This is a genomic window from Candidatus Poriferisodalis sp. (genome assembly GCF_965208485.1).
Taxonomy (GTDB): Bacteria; Actinomycetota; Acidimicrobiia; order Acidimicrobiales; family Poriferisodalaceae; genus Poriferisodalis.
Genome location: NZ_OZ242344.1, coordinates 1,288,995 through 1,306,742, shown reverse-complemented (window position 1 = coordinate 1,306,742; position 17,748 = coordinate 1,288,995). Strand labels below are relative to the sequence as shown.

Genomic DNA, 17,748 nt, shown 5'->3' with positions numbered 1-17,748 from the left:
CGCCGGTGGGGCGGCGGTGTGACGGTCGTCGGCAGGGCGGCGGTGCGATGGTCGCCGGTGGGGCGGCGGTGTGATGGTCGCCGGTGGGGCGGCGGTGTGATCGTCGCTCAGCCCCACAGCGGGTCTGGATCGTTGCCCCGCCCGCTCGGCACCCAGCGGTCGCCCATCGTGGCCTCGACCGACTCCACCTTGCTCCAGTCGACCCGCAGATGACGCTGAACGATCTTCCAGCGCCCGTCGCGTTCGGCGAAGCGGTCGATGTAGCGACCGTTGAAGGTGTGCAGACGGCCGACGTCTGCGGTTGCTTCCCAGTGGTAGGCGAGCACGTAGCTCTCGACGGTGGCGCCGCGTTCCTCATCGGAGTCTGAGCTGTCGAGTTCGATGGTCGTGTTGGCGATCCGGTGCTGGGTCGCGGCGAATTTCCGCTTGAGCGTGCCAGGAGCGTGCTCAGCGAACTGCTCGATGCTCATGGGCTCGGCGCCGTAGTCGTGCAGCATCGCGCCCGGATGGAACGCGGCGGAGATGATTTCCGGCCGCAGCCGGTCGATGCCGCGGCAGTACGACAGCAGCGCATCGTGGATCTGCCGCCGCGCCGCAGCCTCTGGGCTGCCGGCATCGGTCGTGGGCGTCATGCCCGTGAACCCCCGTCCACGACGAGCAGGTGCCCGTTCACGAAGCAGGCCAGCTCGCTCGCGAGAAAGAGCGCGGCGCGGGCGATGTGATCCGGATCTCCGGCGGTCCGCAGCGGATTTGCGGCGATCACCGCGTCGATGTCGAGTCCGCTGGCGAGCAGTTCGGCGGTCTCAGCTCGAACGCCCGGTGTGTCGATGACACCTGGCGCGATCGCGTTCACCCGGATGCCCCGGGGACCGAGTTCGTTCGCGAATGCCCGTGTCAGTGCGACGACGGCTGCCTTGGAGGCGCTGTAGGCAGAAATCTTCGCACCGCCGCCGATCGCCGCAATGGAGGCCATGTTGATGATGCAACCGCCGTCGGGCATTCGCTTGGCGGCCTCCCTGGCGGTGCTGAACTGAGCCCGGACGTTGACGTCGAGCATCCGGGCGACGAACTCGTCGGTCGCTTCGAGCATCGAGCCCGTCGTGGGGTAGATGCCGGCGTTGTTCACCAGGATGTCGATAGTGCCGTCGGGCCCGCCGCCAGCCGCTCCCGCCACGTCCAATGCGGCGGAGACGTCATCGGGGTCGGTGATGTCGCAGTGTGCGAATGCTGCACCAAGCTCCGCAGCGGTGGAGGCGGCATCGGGATCGAGGTCGGCGATGGTCACGGTGGCACCGGCTTCGACGAATCGCGCAGCGACAGCCTGTCCGATTCCCTTTCCCCCGCCGGTGACGAGCGCCTGCTGGCCGCTCAGATCGATCAGTGCTTCAAGGGGCCGGGCGCCCAAGCCGTTCTCGTTCACGGCATGAATCTAGATGTGCCGATGTCACCGATGCCACGGAGGTCGATGCTCACCTGACAGCATCGCCACGCACGCGGCTGCACCGAGCGACGCGGTACGCGAGCCTTGGCAAGGCACCGAACAGCCATGACCTGCGGGCGGCAAGAGGGGTACGAGGCGATGTCAGATCACATCGAAATTGAGGGTCAGCCCGGCACCGTCACCCAGGGTGTCGATGTCGTGGTGCTGGGCAGCGGGGCAGCGGGGCTGGTGGCGGCCATCGCTGCTGCTGACAGCGGTGCATCGGTCGCGCTGGTCGAGAAGTCGGATCTCATCGGCGGCACCACCGCGATGAGCGGCGGCATCATCTGGATGCCGGTGAACCACCTGCAGGCCCCCGCCGGCATTGAGGACAGCCGGGAGCAGGCACTGGCCTACCTCGAAGCGCTGTCGCTGGGGAAGATCGACTCCGACATGGCGGCGACACTCGTCGACACCGGGCCGGAGGCACTGCGCTATCTGGCCGAGCGGACGCCGTGCAGCTTCCACCTGATTCGGGGCTACCCCGACTACCACCCTGAGCATCCCGGCGGGCTGCCCGGCGGCGGTCGCTCGCTCGACAACGGGCTGTTCAGTTACAACGAGCTCGGAGACTGGGCAGCGCGTGTCCGCAACGACCGAGGCGCTCACCCGATCATGCTCACCGAGACGCCGTTGGGCGGGGCTTCGCAGATGCCGCCGACTGATGTGCTCGTCGCGCGAGCGAAGCGCAGCGAGTTCGGCATGGGGCTCGCACTCACCGGTGCGCTGTTGCGAGGCCTCCTCGACCGAGGTGTCGAGCCGATGCTGGGAGCACCGGCCGCACGGCTGATCACTGTGGATCCGGCCGGCGATCCGACCGGGCGCCGCGCCGACGGTGCCGCCGCGGCGCCGGGCGAGCACGGGGCAGGCGACGGTGACGCCAAGGTGAGTGTCCGCGGCGTGGAGCTGGCCGATGGGCGCATGATCAGTGCCGGCGCGGTGATCATCGCGACCGGCGGTTTCGAATGGAATCCCGAGCTCACCGCGGCCTTCCTGCGAGGTCCCATGACGGCGCCCGCCGGTGCTCCGACCAACACGGGCGACGGGCTCACGATGGCAATGGAGGCCGGCGCCCGCCTCGGCAACATGTCGAGCGCGTGGTGGGTGCCGGTCGTGCGGGTTCCCGGCGAAGAGAGCTTCGGGCATCCACGGGTGCGGCTGATCTTGCTGGAGCGAACCCGACCGGGATCGATCATGGTGAACTCCGCCGGCACCAGGTTCACCAACGAGGCCGGCAACTACAACGCCATGGGCGGGGCGTTCCACACGTTCGATCCGTCCGGCTTCACCTACCCGAATCTGCCCTGCTGGCTCGTGTTCGATCACCGTCACAAGCTGAGCTATGACGTCGCCGGCGCGCCGCCGGGGCCGGACGCACCGGACTGGATGAACCGTGCTGAGACCCTCGACGAGCTCGCCGCGGCGATCGGGGTTCCGGCGCCGGCGTTGGGGGCGACCGTGGCCCGCTTCAACGCCGACGCAGCACAGGGGCGCGACACCGAGTTCGGTCGCGGCGACAGCGCCTATGACACGTTCAACGGCGATCAGCGCATCGCAGGTGTCGGCGCGACGCTCGGGCCGCTGGAGACCGCCCCCTACTACGCCACCGAGATCGAGCTGGGCACGCTGGGCACCAATGGCGGCCCCAAGACCGACACGCGGTGCCGGGTGCTGGCCAATGCCGGCGGGGTGATCGGCGGGCTGTATGCCGCGGGCAACGCCATGGCCGCACCGACCGGGATGCTGTACGGCGGCGCCGGGGGGACCCTCGGCCCTGCCATCACCACGGGCTTCATCGCCGGCCGCGATGCTGCTCGCACCGTGACCGCGGGGCGGTAGAGCGAGGCTCGCCCGCGCCGCTCATCCCTCGATGTAGCCGCTCATCCCTCGATGTAATCGCCCAGCAGGGGCTGCATGCGCAGGTGCTCGGGGATGCGCTCGGCGCCGATGACCCGATCGAGCTGCTCGTGCAGGTGCCAGATGCGGCGTTCTTGGTAGTTGATGGGAATGCCCCCCAAGGCCGGTGACTCCATCGACTCCTGCATCGGGGCCATGTTCATCATGTCCTCGTCCATGATCTGGTCGAAGCCCGTGCGGCGTTCCTGCCAGTGCGGCGGCAGTTCGCCCTCGCCCCAGGCGTGAGTGCCGTCGACCGTGGGCGCGTAGTAGATCCAGTCGAGCCGGGTGGTCCGCTTGTCCATCGGCCAGAACAGCAGCAGGGGGAATCCGATGCGCCCGAACGGGATGATGATGTTCGGGAACAGGCTGAGGGCCGTGCTGGTGCAGTCGACCATGGCAGGGACGCGCTCGGCCGTGGCGAACGGGCCCTGGTCCAGAAACTTCCAGTCGTCCCACGCCTCCATCCCCATCCGCTCGCAGTTCTGCTTCGAGTAGGGGGTGATCATGCGGCTGTGGCCGTTCGGGTACAGGCCCATCGCAGCACCGCGGTTGTCGAGCACAGACACGCCGTTGCGGGAGTGGATGTGTCGGAAGTGGTACACCTCCAAGAACGCCTCGGCGGTGACCTTCCAGTTGCAGGGGACGATCACGCTCTTGCGGTACACCTCGCGCAGCAGCTCGCAGTCGAACGGCTCGAAGATCTCTGCGATCGGCCCGATCCAGTCCGCCAGCGGCGGTGCGCTGAGGTCGCGGTTCACGAAGATGAAGCCGCCGAAGACCTCGCAGCTCGCCTGCGGCAGGCATCGAGCCGACCAGTCCAGGTCGACGAAGTCGCGCTCGTCGGGCAGCGAGACCAGCGTGCCGCCGTCGATCTCGTAGGTCCATGAGTGGTACTGGCAGCGCAGCCTGCGTGAGCTGCCGCGGTCATCGCGTACCACCGGTGCACCCCGGTGCTGACACGTGTTGTAGAAGCAGCGGATCTGGCCGTCGGTGCCGCGCACGATCAGCAGCGGCACACCGAGGTCCTTGAACACGAAGTAGTCGCCCGGCGCTGCGACATCTTCCGCACGCCCGGCGATCACCCACGTGCGCGGCCACATGTGCTCGTTCTCGAGCGCCGCGAAGTCGTCGGTGATGTGCCGCTCGACAGGTATGTCGTGGAACGCGGGAAAGCCTTCCGGAGGGCCGGTGCGATCGAACTCATACGACATGTCCGAGCGGATGCGGTCGATCAGCGCGCTATCCATCTGCGTCTGCCCTCAGGGGTTGCGGCGAGGTCGAGGCTCACTCATCGAGCTCGTCGCCGCCCAGATAGCTCGCCAGCAGCAGTTCCTGGTGCTGTTTCAGCTCGGCGGCCGTGCCTTCCATCACGATGCGGCCGCGGTTCATGACGTAGGCCCGGTCGACGACTTCGAGGGCCATGTGAATGTGCTGTTCCACGATCAGCACGCCGGCGCCGGTGGACTCGGCGACGTCACGGACGATCGGCAGCAGGCGCTCGACGATCACCGGTGCGAGGCCCAGGCTCATCTCGTCCACCAGCAGCAGCCGGGGGCGCCCCGCAAGCGCCCGCGCCATGGCCAGCATCTGCTGCTCACCGCCCGACAGCAGCCCGGCTCTGCGGTCGAGCAGGTCTCGCAGCGCCGGCAGCAGTTCCAGCGCGTGCTCGAGATCTTCGGTTTCGTTGTCGGAGGTGCGCAGGCCCAGCTGCAGGTTCTCCTCGGTGGTGAGATCGAAGAAGAGCGAGCGATCCTCTGCGACATGCGCAAGGCCGAGCCGGGCGTTGCGATGCGGGTACTTGGTGTCGACGGCGATGCCGTCGATCCAGACGTGGCCGGCAATCGGCTTGATCAGCCCCGAGATCGTCAGCAGCGTGGTGGTCTTGCCGGCGCCGTTGGGCCCCAGCAGCGCGACAACCTCGCCTGGCCGCACCGACATGTCGAGATCGCGAACGACGGCGATGCCGCTGTACCCCGTATGCAGCCCCGCGATGGTGATGCCGTCAGTCTCCGCGCCAGCACCGCTGTCATCGCCTGGCGCACCGGCGCTGCCGCGCAACAGCCGGCGCCTCACTGCGCCTCCCTCGCGTCCTTGGCGCCCGCCTCTTGCAGGTCGGTGGCCGACTCGCCGAGGTACGCCCGCACCACTTCAGGATGGACTCTGATCTCGTCGGGTGTGCCGGCGGCGATGATCTTGCCGAAGTCGAGCACGTAGATGTAGTCGCAGACGTTCAGCACTAGGCCCATGTCGTGGTCGATCAGGAAGACCGTGATGCCGTGGGTCAGGAATGAGCGCAATTGGCTGCCCAGCAGCTGGCTCTCTGATGTGTCGAGTCCGGCTGCCGGCTCGTCGAGCAGCACCAGTTTGGGCTGCGATGTCAGTGCCCTGGCCACCCCGACGAGCTTCCGCTGCCCGTGCGACAGGTCGCCGGGGTTCGCGGCGCGATGCTCGGTGAGCCCGAGCACCTCCAGCGCCCAGTCCACCTGCGGCTCCACCCCGGTCTTGCGCGAGGGCTTGACGAGATCGCCGAGGAAGCTGTGCCAGCGGGGCCGCTCGCCCGCAACGAGCAGGTTGTCCTCGACGCTCAGATCGTCGAACAGCTCCAAGGACTGGAATGTGCGGGACAGCCCCGCTTGGGCTCGCTCGTGCGGCTTCATGGCCAGCAGGTCCGCTCCGTCGAGCGTTGCGGTGCCCGCGGAGGTCGGGACGAAGCCCGTGATCGCGTCGATGAACGTCGTTTTGCCGGCGCCGTTCGGCCCGATGAGGCCGACGAAGCTGCCGGGCTCGATGCTGATGCTGACTGCATCGTTGGCATGCAGGCCGCCGAAGGTGACGGTCAGGTCGCAGGTCTCGAGCAGGCTCACGAGGCGTTGCCTCCTGCGTCACCTGACACGCCGGCGCCAGCGGCATGCGCGGGTTCTGCCGGGGCCGTCTGCTCGGTAGTGACGGGGCCCCACGCGGGCGAGTCGGGCGGCGGCACGTAGAACAGCCCGCCGGTGCCGGTGGCGTACCTGATGATGGTCTGGATGAGCGCCCGCACATTCAGCCCGATCCACACCGCCAGCACCAGCATCCAGCCGTTGAAGTGCGCTTGGCGGGTCCAGACCAGCCATCCCAGCACCAGGCTGATGGCGATGGTGGGTGCGAGCCGGACCAACAGGCGCTGCCAGTGGCGCCAGCGGGCGTAGCGAATGAAGTTGCGCACGACAGCCATCGCCTGCAGGTTCAGCATCGCGATGCCCTCGCCGTTGGTGATGATCGCGTTCAGGATCAGCCCGAGGGCGCCGACGGCGGTGATGTAGTCCTTGGTGACATCGGGGAAATGGTGGCTGATGAAGTAGGCGAGGATGCCGCCGGCCGAGATCAGCGAGCCGTACACCGAGCCTGACGCCATCGAGATGCCGCCTAGGTAGGCGAAGGCCAGCACGGCGATGCCGACGAAGACGTTGTAGTTCTCGAACGAGATCGACGACAGCTTGTAGGCCGTCAGCACGCCGCCGACGCCGGCCAGCCCGGCAGCGATGCCGAAGCCCAGCAGCTTGTTGCGAGCCACGTCGATGCCGGCTGCTGCAGCGGCGCGCTCGTTCGAGCGGATGGCGAGGAAACGCCTGCCGGTGCCGCCCCGGCGCAGGTTCGTCACCGCCACCGCGCAGAGCACGATGAGGATGATGGCGAACACCGCGAACTGCCAGCGGTCGGGATTGAACGTCTCGGGGTCTTGAACGCCGACATCTGCGCCGAAGACGCTCGGCCGGGGCACCGGATTGTTCGACTTCGCACCCTCGCCGGACAGGAATTCGTTCTTCAGCACGAATTCCCTGATCGCGACGACGGCGGTGATGGTGACCACCGCGAGCTGCACGCCGCGGATGCGCAACGCCGGCAGCGCGATGAGCAGCCCCGCAGCGACCGCGATGAGCACGCCCAAGACCATGCCGATCTCGTGCGGCAGCCCCGGCCCGTCGACGGTCACGAATTGGAACTCGGTCTCTTTGGTGCCGTCCGAGACGAGCCGCACCATCATGTAGGCGGCAACGCCGCCCAGCGCCGTCTGAGCCAAGCTGATCTGGCCGAGGTAGCCGGTCAGCACCACCAGCGACAGCATCACCGGTATCGCCACCAGCGAGGCGGTGAAGGCCACTTCCCACGGCCCGCTGAACAGCCAGACGCCTCCCAGGGCCAGCAGCAGCGGGAGTCCGGCGGTCACGAGCGGGTTGCGCGTCTTAGGTGCCCGCGGCTGGCCCTTGACGCCGACGGTGCCGCGCTCGGGCAGCTTGTCGCCTCGCAGGAACAGGAACAGCACCACGACGGCGAGCGGGATGATCTGCCGCACGGCCTCGGCGCGCAGCAGCTCCGGCCACCAGTCCCGATTGGCGATGTTCACAAACCCGGACTGGACCATCCCCAGACCGATGCCGCCCAGCGTGGCCAGCCAGACCGATTTCAGGTTGCCGAGCAGCGCCGCCACCAGCGCCGGGATGACGAACAGCGAGTAGTTGGACGGGGTGAGCGTCGCGATGCCCACGAACAGCAGCCCCGCCGCACCAGCCATGAGCGAGGCCAGCAGCCAGTTCAGCAGCGCCAGCCGCTGGGGCGAGTAGCCCAGCAGCGTGGCGCCCTTCTCGTTCTCGTCAGCGGCTCTGGTCGCGAGACCGAAATGCGTGCAGCGGTAGATCAGCGCCACGCCGCCGCCCATGATCAGCGCCGCCACGAGCACCCAGACCCGATCGACGCCGATGCTGGCGCCCAAGCCGAGAAAATTGTCGAGCGAGCCGGTGGGCAGGAATCCCTGCTGGGTGCGCAGCGTGCTGCCGAAGTGGATCTGCGCGATGGACTGGAACCACAGCATCGCTCCGACCGACCCGATGACCTTCGCCAGCGCCGGCGAATTGCGCAGCGGCCGGAACACGAGGTAGTGCAGCATCACGCCGAGCAGCAGGGCCATCGCCATGCCGAAGAAGATCGGCACGGCCTGATCCCAGAAGAAGCCGGCCTCGGAGAACCCGGTGTCGCGGATGTTGATGCGCACCGGCAGGTTCAGCCAGTGCGTGGGCAGCGGGTCAAACCACGGCAGGTAGACGTCGCCGGTCTGGCGGAGCTCCGACCAAGTGTAGGCGGCGTACATCGCGACCGCGCCGTGCGCGAAGTTGATGACGCCCGAGCCCTTGAAGGCAGCCACGATCCCCGAGCCGAGCATGGCGTAGAGGCCGCCCGCGCCGATGCCGATGACGATGGCAACCAGCAGATCGCTCATGACGCATCACTCATGTGAGTCGCCCCCTGTCCACTCGCACCCCTTGGGTTGCACGCGGGCAGAGCCTGCCCGTCGCCACGGGCGGCGCAGGGCGGGCTCTGCCCGGCGTGCTGCGGCGCTGCTAGCCGCGCGGCACCTCGGAGGCAACCGCAGACAGCAGGTCACGGACGTTGATCCACGTGCTCGGGTCGGCCGGGTCGTGGCCCAGGAACTCGTTGGCCACGAACTCCTCGCCATCCCAGGTGAAGCTCGTGAAGTGGAAGGCGCAGATCGCGCCCCAGTCGGACACCTTGTTGGCGCAGTCGAGCGGCGTGCCCGCCACGCGGTGCTGATTGTCGAGCGAGCCCATGAAGTCCTTCAGCGCCTGATGATCGCTCGGGTCGCCGCCGGCGGCGACGAAGTCGCCGACGACCTGGTACGCCATCACCGCGGTGTTGAAGCCGAGCCGCATGAAGGTCGACAGCGGCGACTCAGGATCGCCTGCCATCAGGACCGCTTCGCGCTGATTCACTTCCCACTGCCAGAACGGGTGGAACTGCGCCAGCAGCGATGCATTGTCCGGCGACGGCGGACCGTCGAAGCCGAAATGCTTGCCGGTGGCGGAGGCTGCGCTGGTGACGGCGTCGTCCACGCATGAGCCCGACGGCCACACCTGGTGGGTGTTGCCGGCAGCGTCGAGCGCATCGTTGTACTCGGCGCAGTCGGACGCCTGGATGCCGAAGTGCACGGCACCGTTGCTGCCCTCGAGGAAGTTCAGCACCTCCTGCACGTTGGCGTCGTTGTCCGAAGGATCGCCCGGCGCCTCGGGGAAGCCGCGGTATTCGATGCCCGCCGTCTGCTCGAAGTACTTGTAGAAGCGCTCCTGCGTGTCAGCCCAGCATTCTTGGCCCGGTGCATTGTCGGAGTAGATGATCGCGATGCGGTCGTGGCCCGCTTCGACCATGGCTTGCGCCCCGCCCGGGAACGCCGAGACGCATGCGCCGCCCATGGCGAGCGATCCGTCCGCGACGAAGTCAGCGACGAAGATCGGCAGCGTGTCGATGACGGGGAACTGGCCGCCCCACACGGGCCAGAAAATCGGGCTGAAGAAGTCGATGCCCTTCACGATGATGTCCGGATTGGCAGCGACCGACTCTGCGGCGCAGGCTTGCGCCTCAGCCGGGTCGAGCGTGTGAGGACATGACTCGAGCGTCAGCGGCCTGCCTGGCACGCCGTTGGCGAGATCGGCGCCGACGCCGCCGAGCGAGGTGTTGATGAAGTTGATGCCGATCTCGAGGCCCTCGCGAATCTCGGGGAACGAGCCGCCGGGCGACCCCTCCAAGTTCACCAGGAACAGGGTGATCGGATCGCCCTCGGCTGCTAGCGGGTTGGCCTCGCCCAGGTGGACCGCCTGCTCCCATTCCTCGGCGCCGTTGCCGAAGACGGAGTTGTCGGCGAGCATGCCCGACATGTCGTCGTCGGCCATGTCGTCGTCAGCCATGTCAGCGCTGTCGTCGGCCATGTCGTCGTCAGCCATGTCAGCGCTGTCGTCGGCCATGTCGTCATCGGCCATGTCGGCGCTGTCGTCCGCAGCCGCCTCGGTCGTAGCGACCTCCTCGGCCTCTCCATCGTCGCTGCCGCACGCCGCAGCAACGAGCGTGAACGCGAACAACAGCGCAAGCAGCCTTGCGAGTCTTGAAGTTCTCACGTGATCCCCTCCCGGAATTTGTGAAGGCACATTAGGCGAAATGGGGCGGCCACATTGGCTCGTCGGCCGTCCAGGAGACGGGCTCGCCCCATTGCTCGCTGAACACCGACAGATGCGCCGGCTTGCGCTGGGCCACGGCCCACTTGCCGAGCGGTGTGCCCAGCGGGACCATGCCGTGCATCTGCCAGACGCCGTCATCGGGCACGCCCAGCAGGCGCTCCACCCGCTCCTGCTGCAGCTTGAGCAACGTCGTGATGGCCGTGCCCAGGCCTTCGGCGCGCGCCGCCAGGCAGAGGTTCCACAGGCACGGAAACGTCGTGGTCTCCCCGCCGGGCTTGCCGAACACGAACACCAGGACTGGCGCTTGGTGCAAATTGTCGGCGAACCACTGGGCAGAGCTGTCAATGCGGACCGCCGCCTGCACGGCCGGATCGTCCCGGTCGCCTGAGGCCACCTGCTGCTGGACGTGTGCGTAACGCGTCGAGTTCAGCTCGTCGAGGCACTCGCGGTAGATGCGCTGAATCTCCGCCTTGGTGGCAGGCTCGGCGACCGTCATGAATCGGAAGCGCTGCTCGTTCCCGCCACTGGGGCCGCGCACTGCTGCGTCGAACAGCTTGGGCAGCAGCGCAGGGTCGAGCGGCTCCGATGACAGCCGGCGCATCGCCCGAGTCGTGTAGATGGCTTCGTAGACGTCCATCCGGGCAACGTAGCCGGGTGTCACGCGGTCAGGCGGGCTGCGTGAGACTGCCAGTCCGGCGGCGGTGTAGCTTGACGCCGCTGCCGAACGGAGTCGCGCCATGCCAGAGCCATCATCGAGGCAATCATCGGAGGCCCACCCCGAGGAGAACTACGAGGACGTCACGATGTACGACCTCGACGCCGACACCGAGGAGCAGCTGCTGCTCGCACACAACGAGTGCACATTCATCTGGGCCAACAAGGAGGGCTGGCCGGTCGGCGTGATCATGTCGTACGTCTGGAGCGACGGAAAGTTCTGGCTGACGGCTTCGAGCCAGCGGGCTCGCATCAGCGCCGTGCGGCGAGATCCGCGGGTGTGCATCGTCGTCACCAGCACCGGCTCGCCGATGCCGCGCAACAAGGCGATCACGTGGAAGGGCACCTGCACGGTTCACGACGATCGCGAGACCAAGGACTGGTACTACCCGGCGCTGGCCGCGGCGCTGAGGCCCGACAGCGAAGCAGCCCAGGCCGCTTTCGTCGAGTTCCTGGACTCGCCCCGCCGCGTCATCCTCGAGGTCTCCCCGACCCAGCGGATCGGCTACGACGGCGCCAAGATGTCGAAGGCCACTGCCGAGTGGATGGCAGCGCGGGCCTCCCGCTGAGGAACGAAAGGCACGCCATGAAGGTCGGCATCACGCTCCCGACGCTCTACCCGATGGAGGGAACGACGCAGATGCTCCCCCTCTATGAGCAGATGGGTGCGGACAGCTACTGGGCGCCCGACCACATCTTGGGCGTCTTCCACCCCGAGCTGTGGGCCGACATCCCGCTGTCGGCGCTCGGCGCCGACCCCGATGCGTTCTACGACCCCTTCGCCTACGGGGTGAAGGTGGGCACCATGACCGACAAGCCGTACGGCATCTCGGTCACCGATTCGACCCGCCGGCGAGCAGCCGACCTGGCCCGCACCGCATTGACCCTGCACGATCTGATTCCGGGTGGCTTCATCCTGGGCATCGGCTCGGGAGAGGCGGAGAGCCTCACACCGTTCGGCTACCCGTTCGATCGCCCCGTGGCTGCGCTCGAGGAATGCCTGATCGAACTGCGAAGCCTGCTCGACACCGGGTCGATGCCCAACGGGCCTGGTCGAATGGGCCTGCCGCTGGAGATGCCGGGCAAGGGCAGCCCGCCCGTGTGGGTTGCCGGCCACGGCCCCCGGATGCTGCGGCTCACCGGCCAGTACGGCGATGGCTGGATTCCGGCGTGGTGGATGTCGGCCGAGGAGTACGGGCAGAAGTACCAGACCATCTGCGAGCACGCCGCAGCGGCAGGCAGGCCCGCACCCACCGCCGGCATGCTGCCGTTCTGCCTGTTCGCGGAGAGCGCCGAACGGGCTGCGGAGATGTTCGACGCCGAGCCGCTCGGCAAGCTGTTCGGCCTGTTCGCCATGGGTTCCATCTGGGAGGCGAACGGGATGTCTCACCCGCTCGGCAACGACTCCCAAGGGTTCATCGATGTCATCATCCACGACCTCGACGCCGACGACCTGCGCGATCTGGCGCCCACGATCCCCTTCGAGATGGTGCAGCAGGTGCTGTTCGTGGGCAACGCGCAGGAGATCGGTTCGCAGCTCGAAGGCTTCGCGCGCAACGGGCTGGAGTACGCCGTGCTCGCGAACCTCACCGGCGTCGTCGGCGGGATGGACGAGATCATGGCGAGGGCCATGGAGTTCCCTCAGCTCATGGCGGTACTGCGAGAGCTCTGAGCCGCTAGCGCTGACTGTGTTTGATGCTTCCAGCTACCGCTGACTGTGCTTGATGGTTCCAGCTAGCGCTGACTGTGCTTGACGCTTCCAGCTACCGCTGGCTGTGTTTGATGGTTCCAGCTACCGCTGGAACGCCACCTCGGCACCGGCGAAGAGGTCGGCGAAGTCGTCGTCGGTCTCTGCGGCCACGAGGCGATCCACCCAGCCGTGAAAACGCTGGCCGCCGGCCTCGTTGCGGCCGAACAGGAATTCCGTCTTGGCACCGGTCTTGACGGCCCGCTGGATCCGGTTGCCGGTGTAGTAGTCCTCGTCGCGCACGACGTGCAGCAGGAACGCCTGCTGGGCCTCGATCAGCTCGTCGAGCTGCTCGTTGGGCTCGAATGCGGCCAAGAAGTGCTGGATGGTGCGGGATGTGTCGGGATTGTCGCCGGGGAACAGCGTCGAGATCATGTACATGCGGCCGCCGCCGGGAACGCCGTCGGCGCTCACCTTGAAGCCCGCGACCGAGGTGTGCGGGAAGATCGTCCATACGCCTGCGGTCAGCACATCGCTGGGCCAGTCGTCTTCTTCGAGTTCGTCGAGCACCAGGATCCGGTGGTCGGGCGAGGTCACCCGCTGGTGAGGCCCCCACGCGTCGTAGATGGCCTTGTTGGAGTAGTCGGGTCCGAACGTCTCCCGATGCAGGATCGGCAGGTGGTAGAAGTCGAGATAGCCGTCGTAGGCCACCTTCCAGTTGGGGCCGTCGACGCTCTGGCTGCCCACGTAGGCACAGTTCGCGAAGTCATGATGCTCCAGCATCTCGCCGTAGCCGCAGAGGTAGGCGTCGATGTCGAAGGGCATCCCCGGCGTGAGGGCGCCGAAGATGATGCCGGCCCGCTCCGCCACGGGAAGCGGTGTGAGGCCGTTGCAGTCGGGGTCGAGATCGCCGAATTCGTCGCGGTCGAGGATGCCGACCAGCCGACCCTCGTTGTCGTAGCTCCAGGCGTGGTAGGGGCAGGTGAACCTGCGGGCCGAGCCGGTTCCTTCCCGCACGACGATCGAGCCGCGGTGGCTGCACATGTTCACGAACGAGCGCATCTGGCCGTCAGCGCCGCGTGACAGCAAGATGGGCACGCCTGCCACCTCCAGCGCCTTGTAGCTGCGGGGCTCTCCCAGCTCGCACGTGAAGCCCAGCACCAGGGGAGTGCGCTTGAAGACACGCTCCATCTCCAGTTGCCAGCGATCCGGGTCGTAGTAGTTCGTGGCCGGGACCCGCCCGATCTCGCCCGCCAGCGGCACGGTGCCCGCGCGAGCGTGCTTGAGGGTCCTGCGGGTGAGCTCGACCAATGTCTCGTGGCTCATCTGAACATCCAAGCGCATGCGTCGGCCGGTGAGGTTTCTGGTTGCCGCACGGTTTTCTCCTCGCTCTTGTTCGCTTCGCTCACGGGCCGCTCGGGCCACGGCTTCGCCCTGCGGGCTCAGCCTCTTGCCCCTCGCGGGCGGCCTCGGCCACCCGGTGGTTGGCGACCTGCGGGCCGGCGATCCAGTTGCACATCTGCGGGTCGCACTCGCGCAGCTCGCCGCTGATCCACTCGCCTTCGCTGGTGAACACCCCCTGGCGGTCGCCGTCGGTCACCACGATGTCGCCGATCTCGTCGTCGTGCTGGCGCTCGTACAGCGCACCGCTGAACGGGTGATGCAGGCCGCTCGGCATGTCAGCAGCCTCCTGCAGCCGTGGCGGCCGCCTCAGCACCGCTCGCCGAGATCGCGACTGCCTGCTCGCGGCCTCGCTCCACCCATTCGCTCAGCTTGTGGTGCAGCCAGCGGACCTTGCTCTCTTGGTAGTTGCCCAGGGTGATGCCTGGCTTGCGGGTGGTCTCGAGTCCGATCTGCAGCTTGGCCATATTGAAGAGGTCCTGGTTGAACACCTTGCCCAGCATGCCCAGCTCCGCAGCGTCGGTGAAGGTCTCGAACTCTTCCAGCCAGTGAATCTCGCACGGCGGCGGCTTCTCGCCCTGGTAGGGCGCCAAGAAGATGCACTCCATGATCGCGGAGCGGTGATCGTCGCCGTTCGGCCTGAAGCGGTACACGATGCGGTTGAAGGCGCCCCACGGGTGGAAGTTGGGAAAGACCGTGTAGTCGATGCTGTCCATCATCTCCGCGTCGGACATGGCGTCGACCCACTCGTCGCCGGCCACCGTTCGCCACCGCTTGCGGCTGGCCTCTGCGGCGATCGCACGCATGTTGGCCTGGTCGTCGAGCTGCATCGGCAGCTCTTGATCGTGGCGCACGTCGAGCATCGCCCGCATCATCTCGGTAGCGGTGGGCTCCCAGTCCAGCAGTGGGCTGGGTGTGCCGCCTGGCGTGATCACCCGGGCGAAGTTCTCCCAGATGTCCACCTGGGAGTTGGTGTCGCCGAGGTACGGCATGATCTGGGGGTGCGTGGCGTTCACGTGGTACGCCTCGCAGAACGCCTCTTGGGCGATCTTCCAGTTCGCCCCGATCACCTTCGCCACGTGCGCCTGCTTGTAGCGCCGCTCGAGGTCCCACACCTCGAACTGGTCCACGATCTCGCCCAGGAAGTCTTCGAGTGACTCGCTGTTGTCGGGATCGGGGTTGATGAACACGAACCCGGCCCACTCGCCGACCTGAGCCTCGGGCAGCGTGAAGTTCTCGCGGTCCACGTGGGGGAAGTCCCAGTCTCCGGGAATGTCTTGCAGTTCGCCGCCCAAGGTCCAGGCGAAGCCGTGGAAGGCGCACCTGATCTCGCTGCAGCGGCCGTTGTAGTCCTTGAGCCGCCGGCCCCGGTGCAGGCAGGCGTTGACGTAGGCCTTGATGCCGTCTTCGGTGCGCATGACGATGTAGGAGTCACGGACGATCTCGTAGATGCAGTAGTCGCCCACCTCGGGAATCTCGTCGGTGCGGCAGGCGTACTGCCAGACCTTCTGCCAGATGTGCTCGACTTCGGCCTCGTGCCACGCACGGCTGGTGTAGCGGCTGGCGGCGACGTCCTCGCTGCCCAGATAGCGCGGGTGGTCGAGCCGCAACACCTCGGGCACCTCGTGCGTGTCGGCGTCGAGCAGCTGCTGGTAGCTGATGCCCGGTGACCGTGCTTGCCCCCCTGTGGTCGGCTGATCGGTGCTCGATTGACTTGGGGCGACGGACATCAGGCGCTCCTCCCGCAGTGCTCGCCGCTCGCCGAGCGGTCGGTGCTCAGTCTTGCCGGTGTTGCGTCACTGTGCCGCCGCGCTGGGGCGGCGCTCACGGTGTCCGCGGGTCACGGGGGTTGTTGCAGCCGTCGGGGTGTCGTCGTTGTCGGCGTGCGGCGCTGTTTCGCCTGTTCGTGATGGCGTGTTTCCTGCTCGTCTGTCGCTGTTGTGGTGCGGGTTGGCGTTGTGGGTCGTTGACGGTGCTGTGTCGGGGGGTTGGCTTGCCGGCTTGTGGTGTGCCGATGCTGCGTGTGCGTCTGTTGGGGGAGGGGCTGTCGTGTTGTCGCGCGGTGGGCGCGGCGCGAGTTTTTGGTGGGTTGGGTCGGCGGTGCATTAGGCCTGCGGGCGGGGCGTGGGGGGAGCTGCGTGAGGGCGGTCGGCGGCGCGCGGCGCTGTGGTCGGCTCAGACGACGACTCAGGCCCCGACGGCCGCGACAGCCGCATCCGAGGCCTGACCCTGCGGACGGGCCGCTGCACGATCGAGGTCACCACCGGCGCAGCACGCGCCACCGGCGCCTTCACCCTCACCGTCGAGTTCACGACCGCCGCGGCGACGGTCGCCGTCTGCGGCCTCGCCGACACCGCCCGCACCCCCCAGCCCGGGGCCGCGACCGTGACGGTCACCGGACTGGCCTCCAGCTACGACGCGTACGCCGGCAGGGAGCTGGTGGTGGGGGTGCGCTCGACGGTGATGCGTCTGGTGTGCTCGCATTGGGGCTCCAAGAGCGGGCGTGTCCATGACCGGCGAGCCAAGAGGGTCCGTGACTTGGAGGTCTCGGGCCGGCTGACGGTGATGGTGTGGGATCGGCGGCGGATGGTGTGCGACGGGTGCGGGCGGCGGTTCTTGGAGGGCGAACTCCACTGGTGGTTGCGAGTGTTCGGTCATGATGGCCGGTTGTCAACTGAAGCAACCGCCAGTGGAGTTGCCAGTATGGCAGAGAGGCTGTCGTTGGCTGAGCGTGCTCGTATTGAGGGGTTCGCCGGTGCGGGAACGAGAGTTGATGAGATCGCGGAGCTGATCGGCCGTGACCGGTCAACGGTGTACCGGGAGCTGGACCGCGGTCGTGGGCGTGATGGGGTGTGCCGGGCCGAGCCGGCGCACCGAGCAGTCCGTCGGCGTGCCCTGCGGCCCCGCGCCGCCAGGCTCGAAGCGGACCCCGCGCTGGCCGGCGAGGTGGCTGCCAGGCTGGCCTTGTGCTGGTCGCCGCACGCGATCAGCGCCGATCTGGCCCACACGGGTCGGCGGGTGTGCGCGGAGACCATCTACCGGGCTGCCTATGGCGGCTGCTGTTTGGGCGCCGATGCGTGGAGGAGCCTTCCCCGGCAGCGGCGCTGCCGCCGCGGCGACAAGGCCAGCCCGCTGGGCGATTACCGGCCGATCAGCGAACGACCGGCCGCCGCCGGGGACCGCAGCGAGGCAGGCCGCTGGGAGGGCGACCTGATCGTCGGGGCTGCGAACAAGAGCGCCGCAGCGGCCCTGGTGGAGCGCGCCAGCCGCCACGCCCTGGTCGTAGCGCTGCCCGATGGCTGCACCGCCCCCCAAGTCGCCGAAGCAGTCACCGCAGCGCTCGCCCGCCGGCCCCAGCACCTCGTCCGCACCCTCACCTGGGACCAAGGCCGCGAAATGGCCCGCTGGGCCGACATCGAAGCAGCACTGGGCATCGAGGTCTGCTTCTGCGAACCCCACAGCCCTTGGCAGCGCCCGACCAACGAGCACACCAACGGGCTGCTGCGACGCTGGCTGCCCAAAGGCACCCCCCTCGATCTCAGCCCACTGCGGCTGTCAGCCATCGA

The 17,748-nt window shown here is 67.7% G+C and carries 15 protein-coding genes and 1 pseudogene; 4 read left to right on the top strand and 12 right to left on the bottom strand.

Annotated features, from left to right (window positions below):
* Positions 1–107: 107 nt before the first annotated feature.
* Both ACOGXQ_RS05865 and ACOGXQ_RS05860 read right to left on the bottom strand, forming a co-directional pair.
* Positions 108–632: a nuclear transport factor 2 family protein gene (locus ACOGXQ_RS05865; RefSeq protein WP_419946495.1), complete on the bottom strand. Its 525-nt coding sequence runs from the start codon at positions 630–632 to the stop codon at positions 108–110.
* Positions 629–1,420, bottom strand: coding sequence for an SDR family NAD(P)-dependent oxidoreductase (locus ACOGXQ_RS05860; RefSeq protein ID WP_419946494.1), 792 nt, complete (start codon positions 1,418–1,420; stop codon positions 629–631). Before ACOGXQ_RS05860 ends, ACOGXQ_RS05865 begins: the two co-directional genes overlap by 4 nt.
* Before the next feature lie 159 nt (positions 1,421–1,579).
* Here ACOGXQ_RS05860 and ACOGXQ_RS05855 point away from each other — a divergent pair, with 159 nt between their 5' ends.
* Positions 1,580–3,319 (top strand): FAD-dependent oxidoreductase, encoded by a 1,740-nt coding sequence (locus tag ACOGXQ_RS05855; RefSeq protein ID WP_419946493.1) that lies wholly within the window; start codon positions 1,580–1,582, stop codon positions 3,317–3,319.
* A gap of 41 nt (positions 3,320–3,360) precedes the next feature.
* On the opposite strand, the gene ACOGXQ_RS05850 is transcribed toward ACOGXQ_RS05855, so the two are convergent.
* From ACOGXQ_RS05850 to ACOGXQ_RS05825, 6 genes are all read right to left on the bottom strand, one after another.
* The gene (locus ACOGXQ_RS05850) at positions 3,361–4,626 is read right to left on the bottom strand and encodes an aromatic ring-hydroxylating oxygenase subunit alpha (protein ID WP_419946492.1); all 1,266 of its coding nucleotides are present in this window, start codon (positions 4,624–4,626) and stop codon (positions 3,361–3,363) included.
* 37 nt (positions 4,627–4,663) lie between these two features.
* Complete coding sequence (locus tag ACOGXQ_RS05845; RefSeq protein WP_419946491.1) at positions 4,664–5,452, bottom strand: ABC transporter ATP-binding protein; 789 nt, start codon at positions 5,450–5,452, stop codon at positions 4,664–4,666.
* Entirely contained in the window at positions 5,449–6,243 is a 795-nt protein-coding gene (locus ACOGXQ_RS05840) for an ABC transporter ATP-binding protein (protein WP_419946490.1), read from the bottom strand. The genes ACOGXQ_RS05845 and ACOGXQ_RS05840 overlap by 4 nt, the downstream gene beginning before the upstream one ends.
* Positions 6,240–8,633 (bottom strand): ABC transporter permease, encoded by a 2,394-nt coding sequence (locus ACOGXQ_RS05835; protein WP_419946489.1) that lies wholly within the window; start codon positions 8,631–8,633, stop codon positions 6,240–6,242. The genes ACOGXQ_RS05840 and ACOGXQ_RS05835 overlap by 4 nt, the downstream gene beginning before the upstream one ends.
* Before the next feature lie 121 nt (positions 8,634–8,754).
* Entirely contained in the window at positions 8,755–10,320 is a 1,566-nt protein-coding gene (locus ACOGXQ_RS05830) for a hypothetical protein (RefSeq protein ID WP_419946488.1), read from the bottom strand.
* 31 nt (positions 10,321–10,351) lie between these two features.
* On the bottom strand, positions 10,352–11,119 hold the full coding sequence (locus ACOGXQ_RS05825; protein WP_419946487.1) for a nitroreductase family protein: 768 nt from the start codon (positions 11,117–11,119) through the stop codon (positions 10,352–10,354).
* On the opposite strand from ACOGXQ_RS05825, the gene ACOGXQ_RS05820 reads away from it, so the two are divergent.
* Positions 11,118–11,663, top strand: a complete 546-nt coding sequence (locus ACOGXQ_RS05820; RefSeq protein WP_419946486.1) for a pyridoxamine 5'-phosphate oxidase family protein — start codon at positions 11,118–11,120, stop codon at positions 11,661–11,663. The genes ACOGXQ_RS05825 and ACOGXQ_RS05820 overlap by 2 nt on opposite strands.
* Positions 11,664–11,680: 17 nt before the next feature.
* Complete coding sequence (locus ACOGXQ_RS05815) at positions 11,681–12,766, top strand: LLM class flavin-dependent oxidoreductase (RefSeq protein WP_419946485.1); 1,086 nt, start codon at positions 11,681–11,683, stop codon at positions 12,764–12,766.
* Positions 12,767–12,886: 120 nt separating this feature from the next.
* On the opposite strand, the gene ACOGXQ_RS05810 is transcribed toward ACOGXQ_RS05815, so the two are convergent.
* The 4 genes from ACOGXQ_RS05810 to ACOGXQ_RS05795 form a co-directional block, all read right to left on the bottom strand.
* Complete coding sequence (locus tag ACOGXQ_RS05810; RefSeq protein WP_419946484.1) at positions 12,887–14,107, bottom strand: aromatic ring-hydroxylating oxygenase subunit alpha; 1,221 nt, start codon at positions 14,105–14,107, stop codon at positions 12,887–12,889.
* A 79-nt stretch (positions 14,108–14,186) separates the two neighbouring features.
* Positions 14,187–14,459 carry a hypothetical protein gene (locus ACOGXQ_RS05805; protein WP_419946483.1) on the bottom strand — a complete coding sequence of 91 codons (273 nt, stop codon included), beginning with the start codon at positions 14,457–14,459 and terminating at the stop codon, positions 14,187–14,189.
* Position 14,460: 1 nt separating this feature from the next.
* Positions 14,461–15,912: an aromatic ring-hydroxylating oxygenase subunit alpha gene (locus ACOGXQ_RS05800; RefSeq protein ID WP_419946482.1), complete on the bottom strand. Its 1,452-nt coding sequence runs from the start codon at positions 15,910–15,912 to the stop codon at positions 14,461–14,463.
* 375 nt (positions 15,913–16,287) lie between these two features.
* The gene (locus tag ACOGXQ_RS05795) at positions 16,288–16,578 is read right to left on the bottom strand and encodes a hypothetical protein (protein ID WP_419946481.1); all 291 of its coding nucleotides are present in this window, start codon (positions 16,576–16,578) and stop codon (positions 16,288–16,290) included.
* A 67-nt stretch (positions 16,579–16,645) separates the two neighbouring features.
* Between ACOGXQ_RS05795 and ACOGXQ_RS05790 the strand changes: the two are divergent.
* Positions 16,646–17,716: pseudogene (locus ACOGXQ_RS05790) on the top strand (IS30 family transposase); the annotation flags it as partial.
* Between the last annotated feature and the right edge of the window lie 32 nt (positions 17,717–17,748).

Bases quoted from the DNA above. Each gene is read 5' to 3' on its own strand.
- ACOGXQ_RS05865 (WP_419946495.1), bottom strand. From the start codon at position 632: ATGACGCCCACGACCGATGCCGGCAGCCCAGAGGCTGCGGCGCGGCGG.
- ACOGXQ_RS05855 (WP_419946493.1), top strand. From the start codon at position 1,580: ATGTCAGATCACATCGAAATTGAGGGTCAGCCCGGCACCGTCACCCAG.
- ACOGXQ_RS05850 (WP_419946492.1), bottom strand. From the start codon at position 4,626: ATGGATAGCGCGCTGATCGACCGCATCCGCTCGGACATGTCGTATGAG.
- ACOGXQ_RS05835 (WP_419946489.1), bottom strand. From the start codon at position 8,633: ATGAGCGATCTGCTGGTTGCCATCGTCATCGGCATCGGCGCGGGCGGC.
- ACOGXQ_RS05820 (WP_419946486.1), top strand. From the start codon at position 11,118: ATGCCAGAGCCATCATCGAGGCAATCATCGGAGGCCCACCCCGAGGAG.
- ACOGXQ_RS05825 (WP_419946487.1), bottom strand. From the start codon at position 11,119: ATGGCGCGACTCCGTTCGGCAGCGGCGTCAAGCTACACCGCCGCCGGA.
- ACOGXQ_RS05815 (WP_419946485.1), top strand. From the start codon at position 11,681: ATGAAGGTCGGCATCACGCTCCCGACGCTCTACCCGATGGAGGGAACG.
- ACOGXQ_RS05810 (WP_419946484.1), bottom strand. From the start codon at position 14,107: ATGAGCCACGAGACATTGGTCGAGCTCACCCGCAGGACCCTCAAGCAC.
- ACOGXQ_RS05805 (WP_419946483.1), bottom strand. From the start codon at position 14,459: ATGCCGAGCGGCCTGCATCACCCGTTCAGCGGTGCGCTGTACGAGCGC.
- ACOGXQ_RS05800 (WP_419946482.1), bottom strand. From the start codon at position 15,912: ATGTCCGTCGCCCCAAGTCAATCGAGCACCGATCAGCCGACCACAGGG.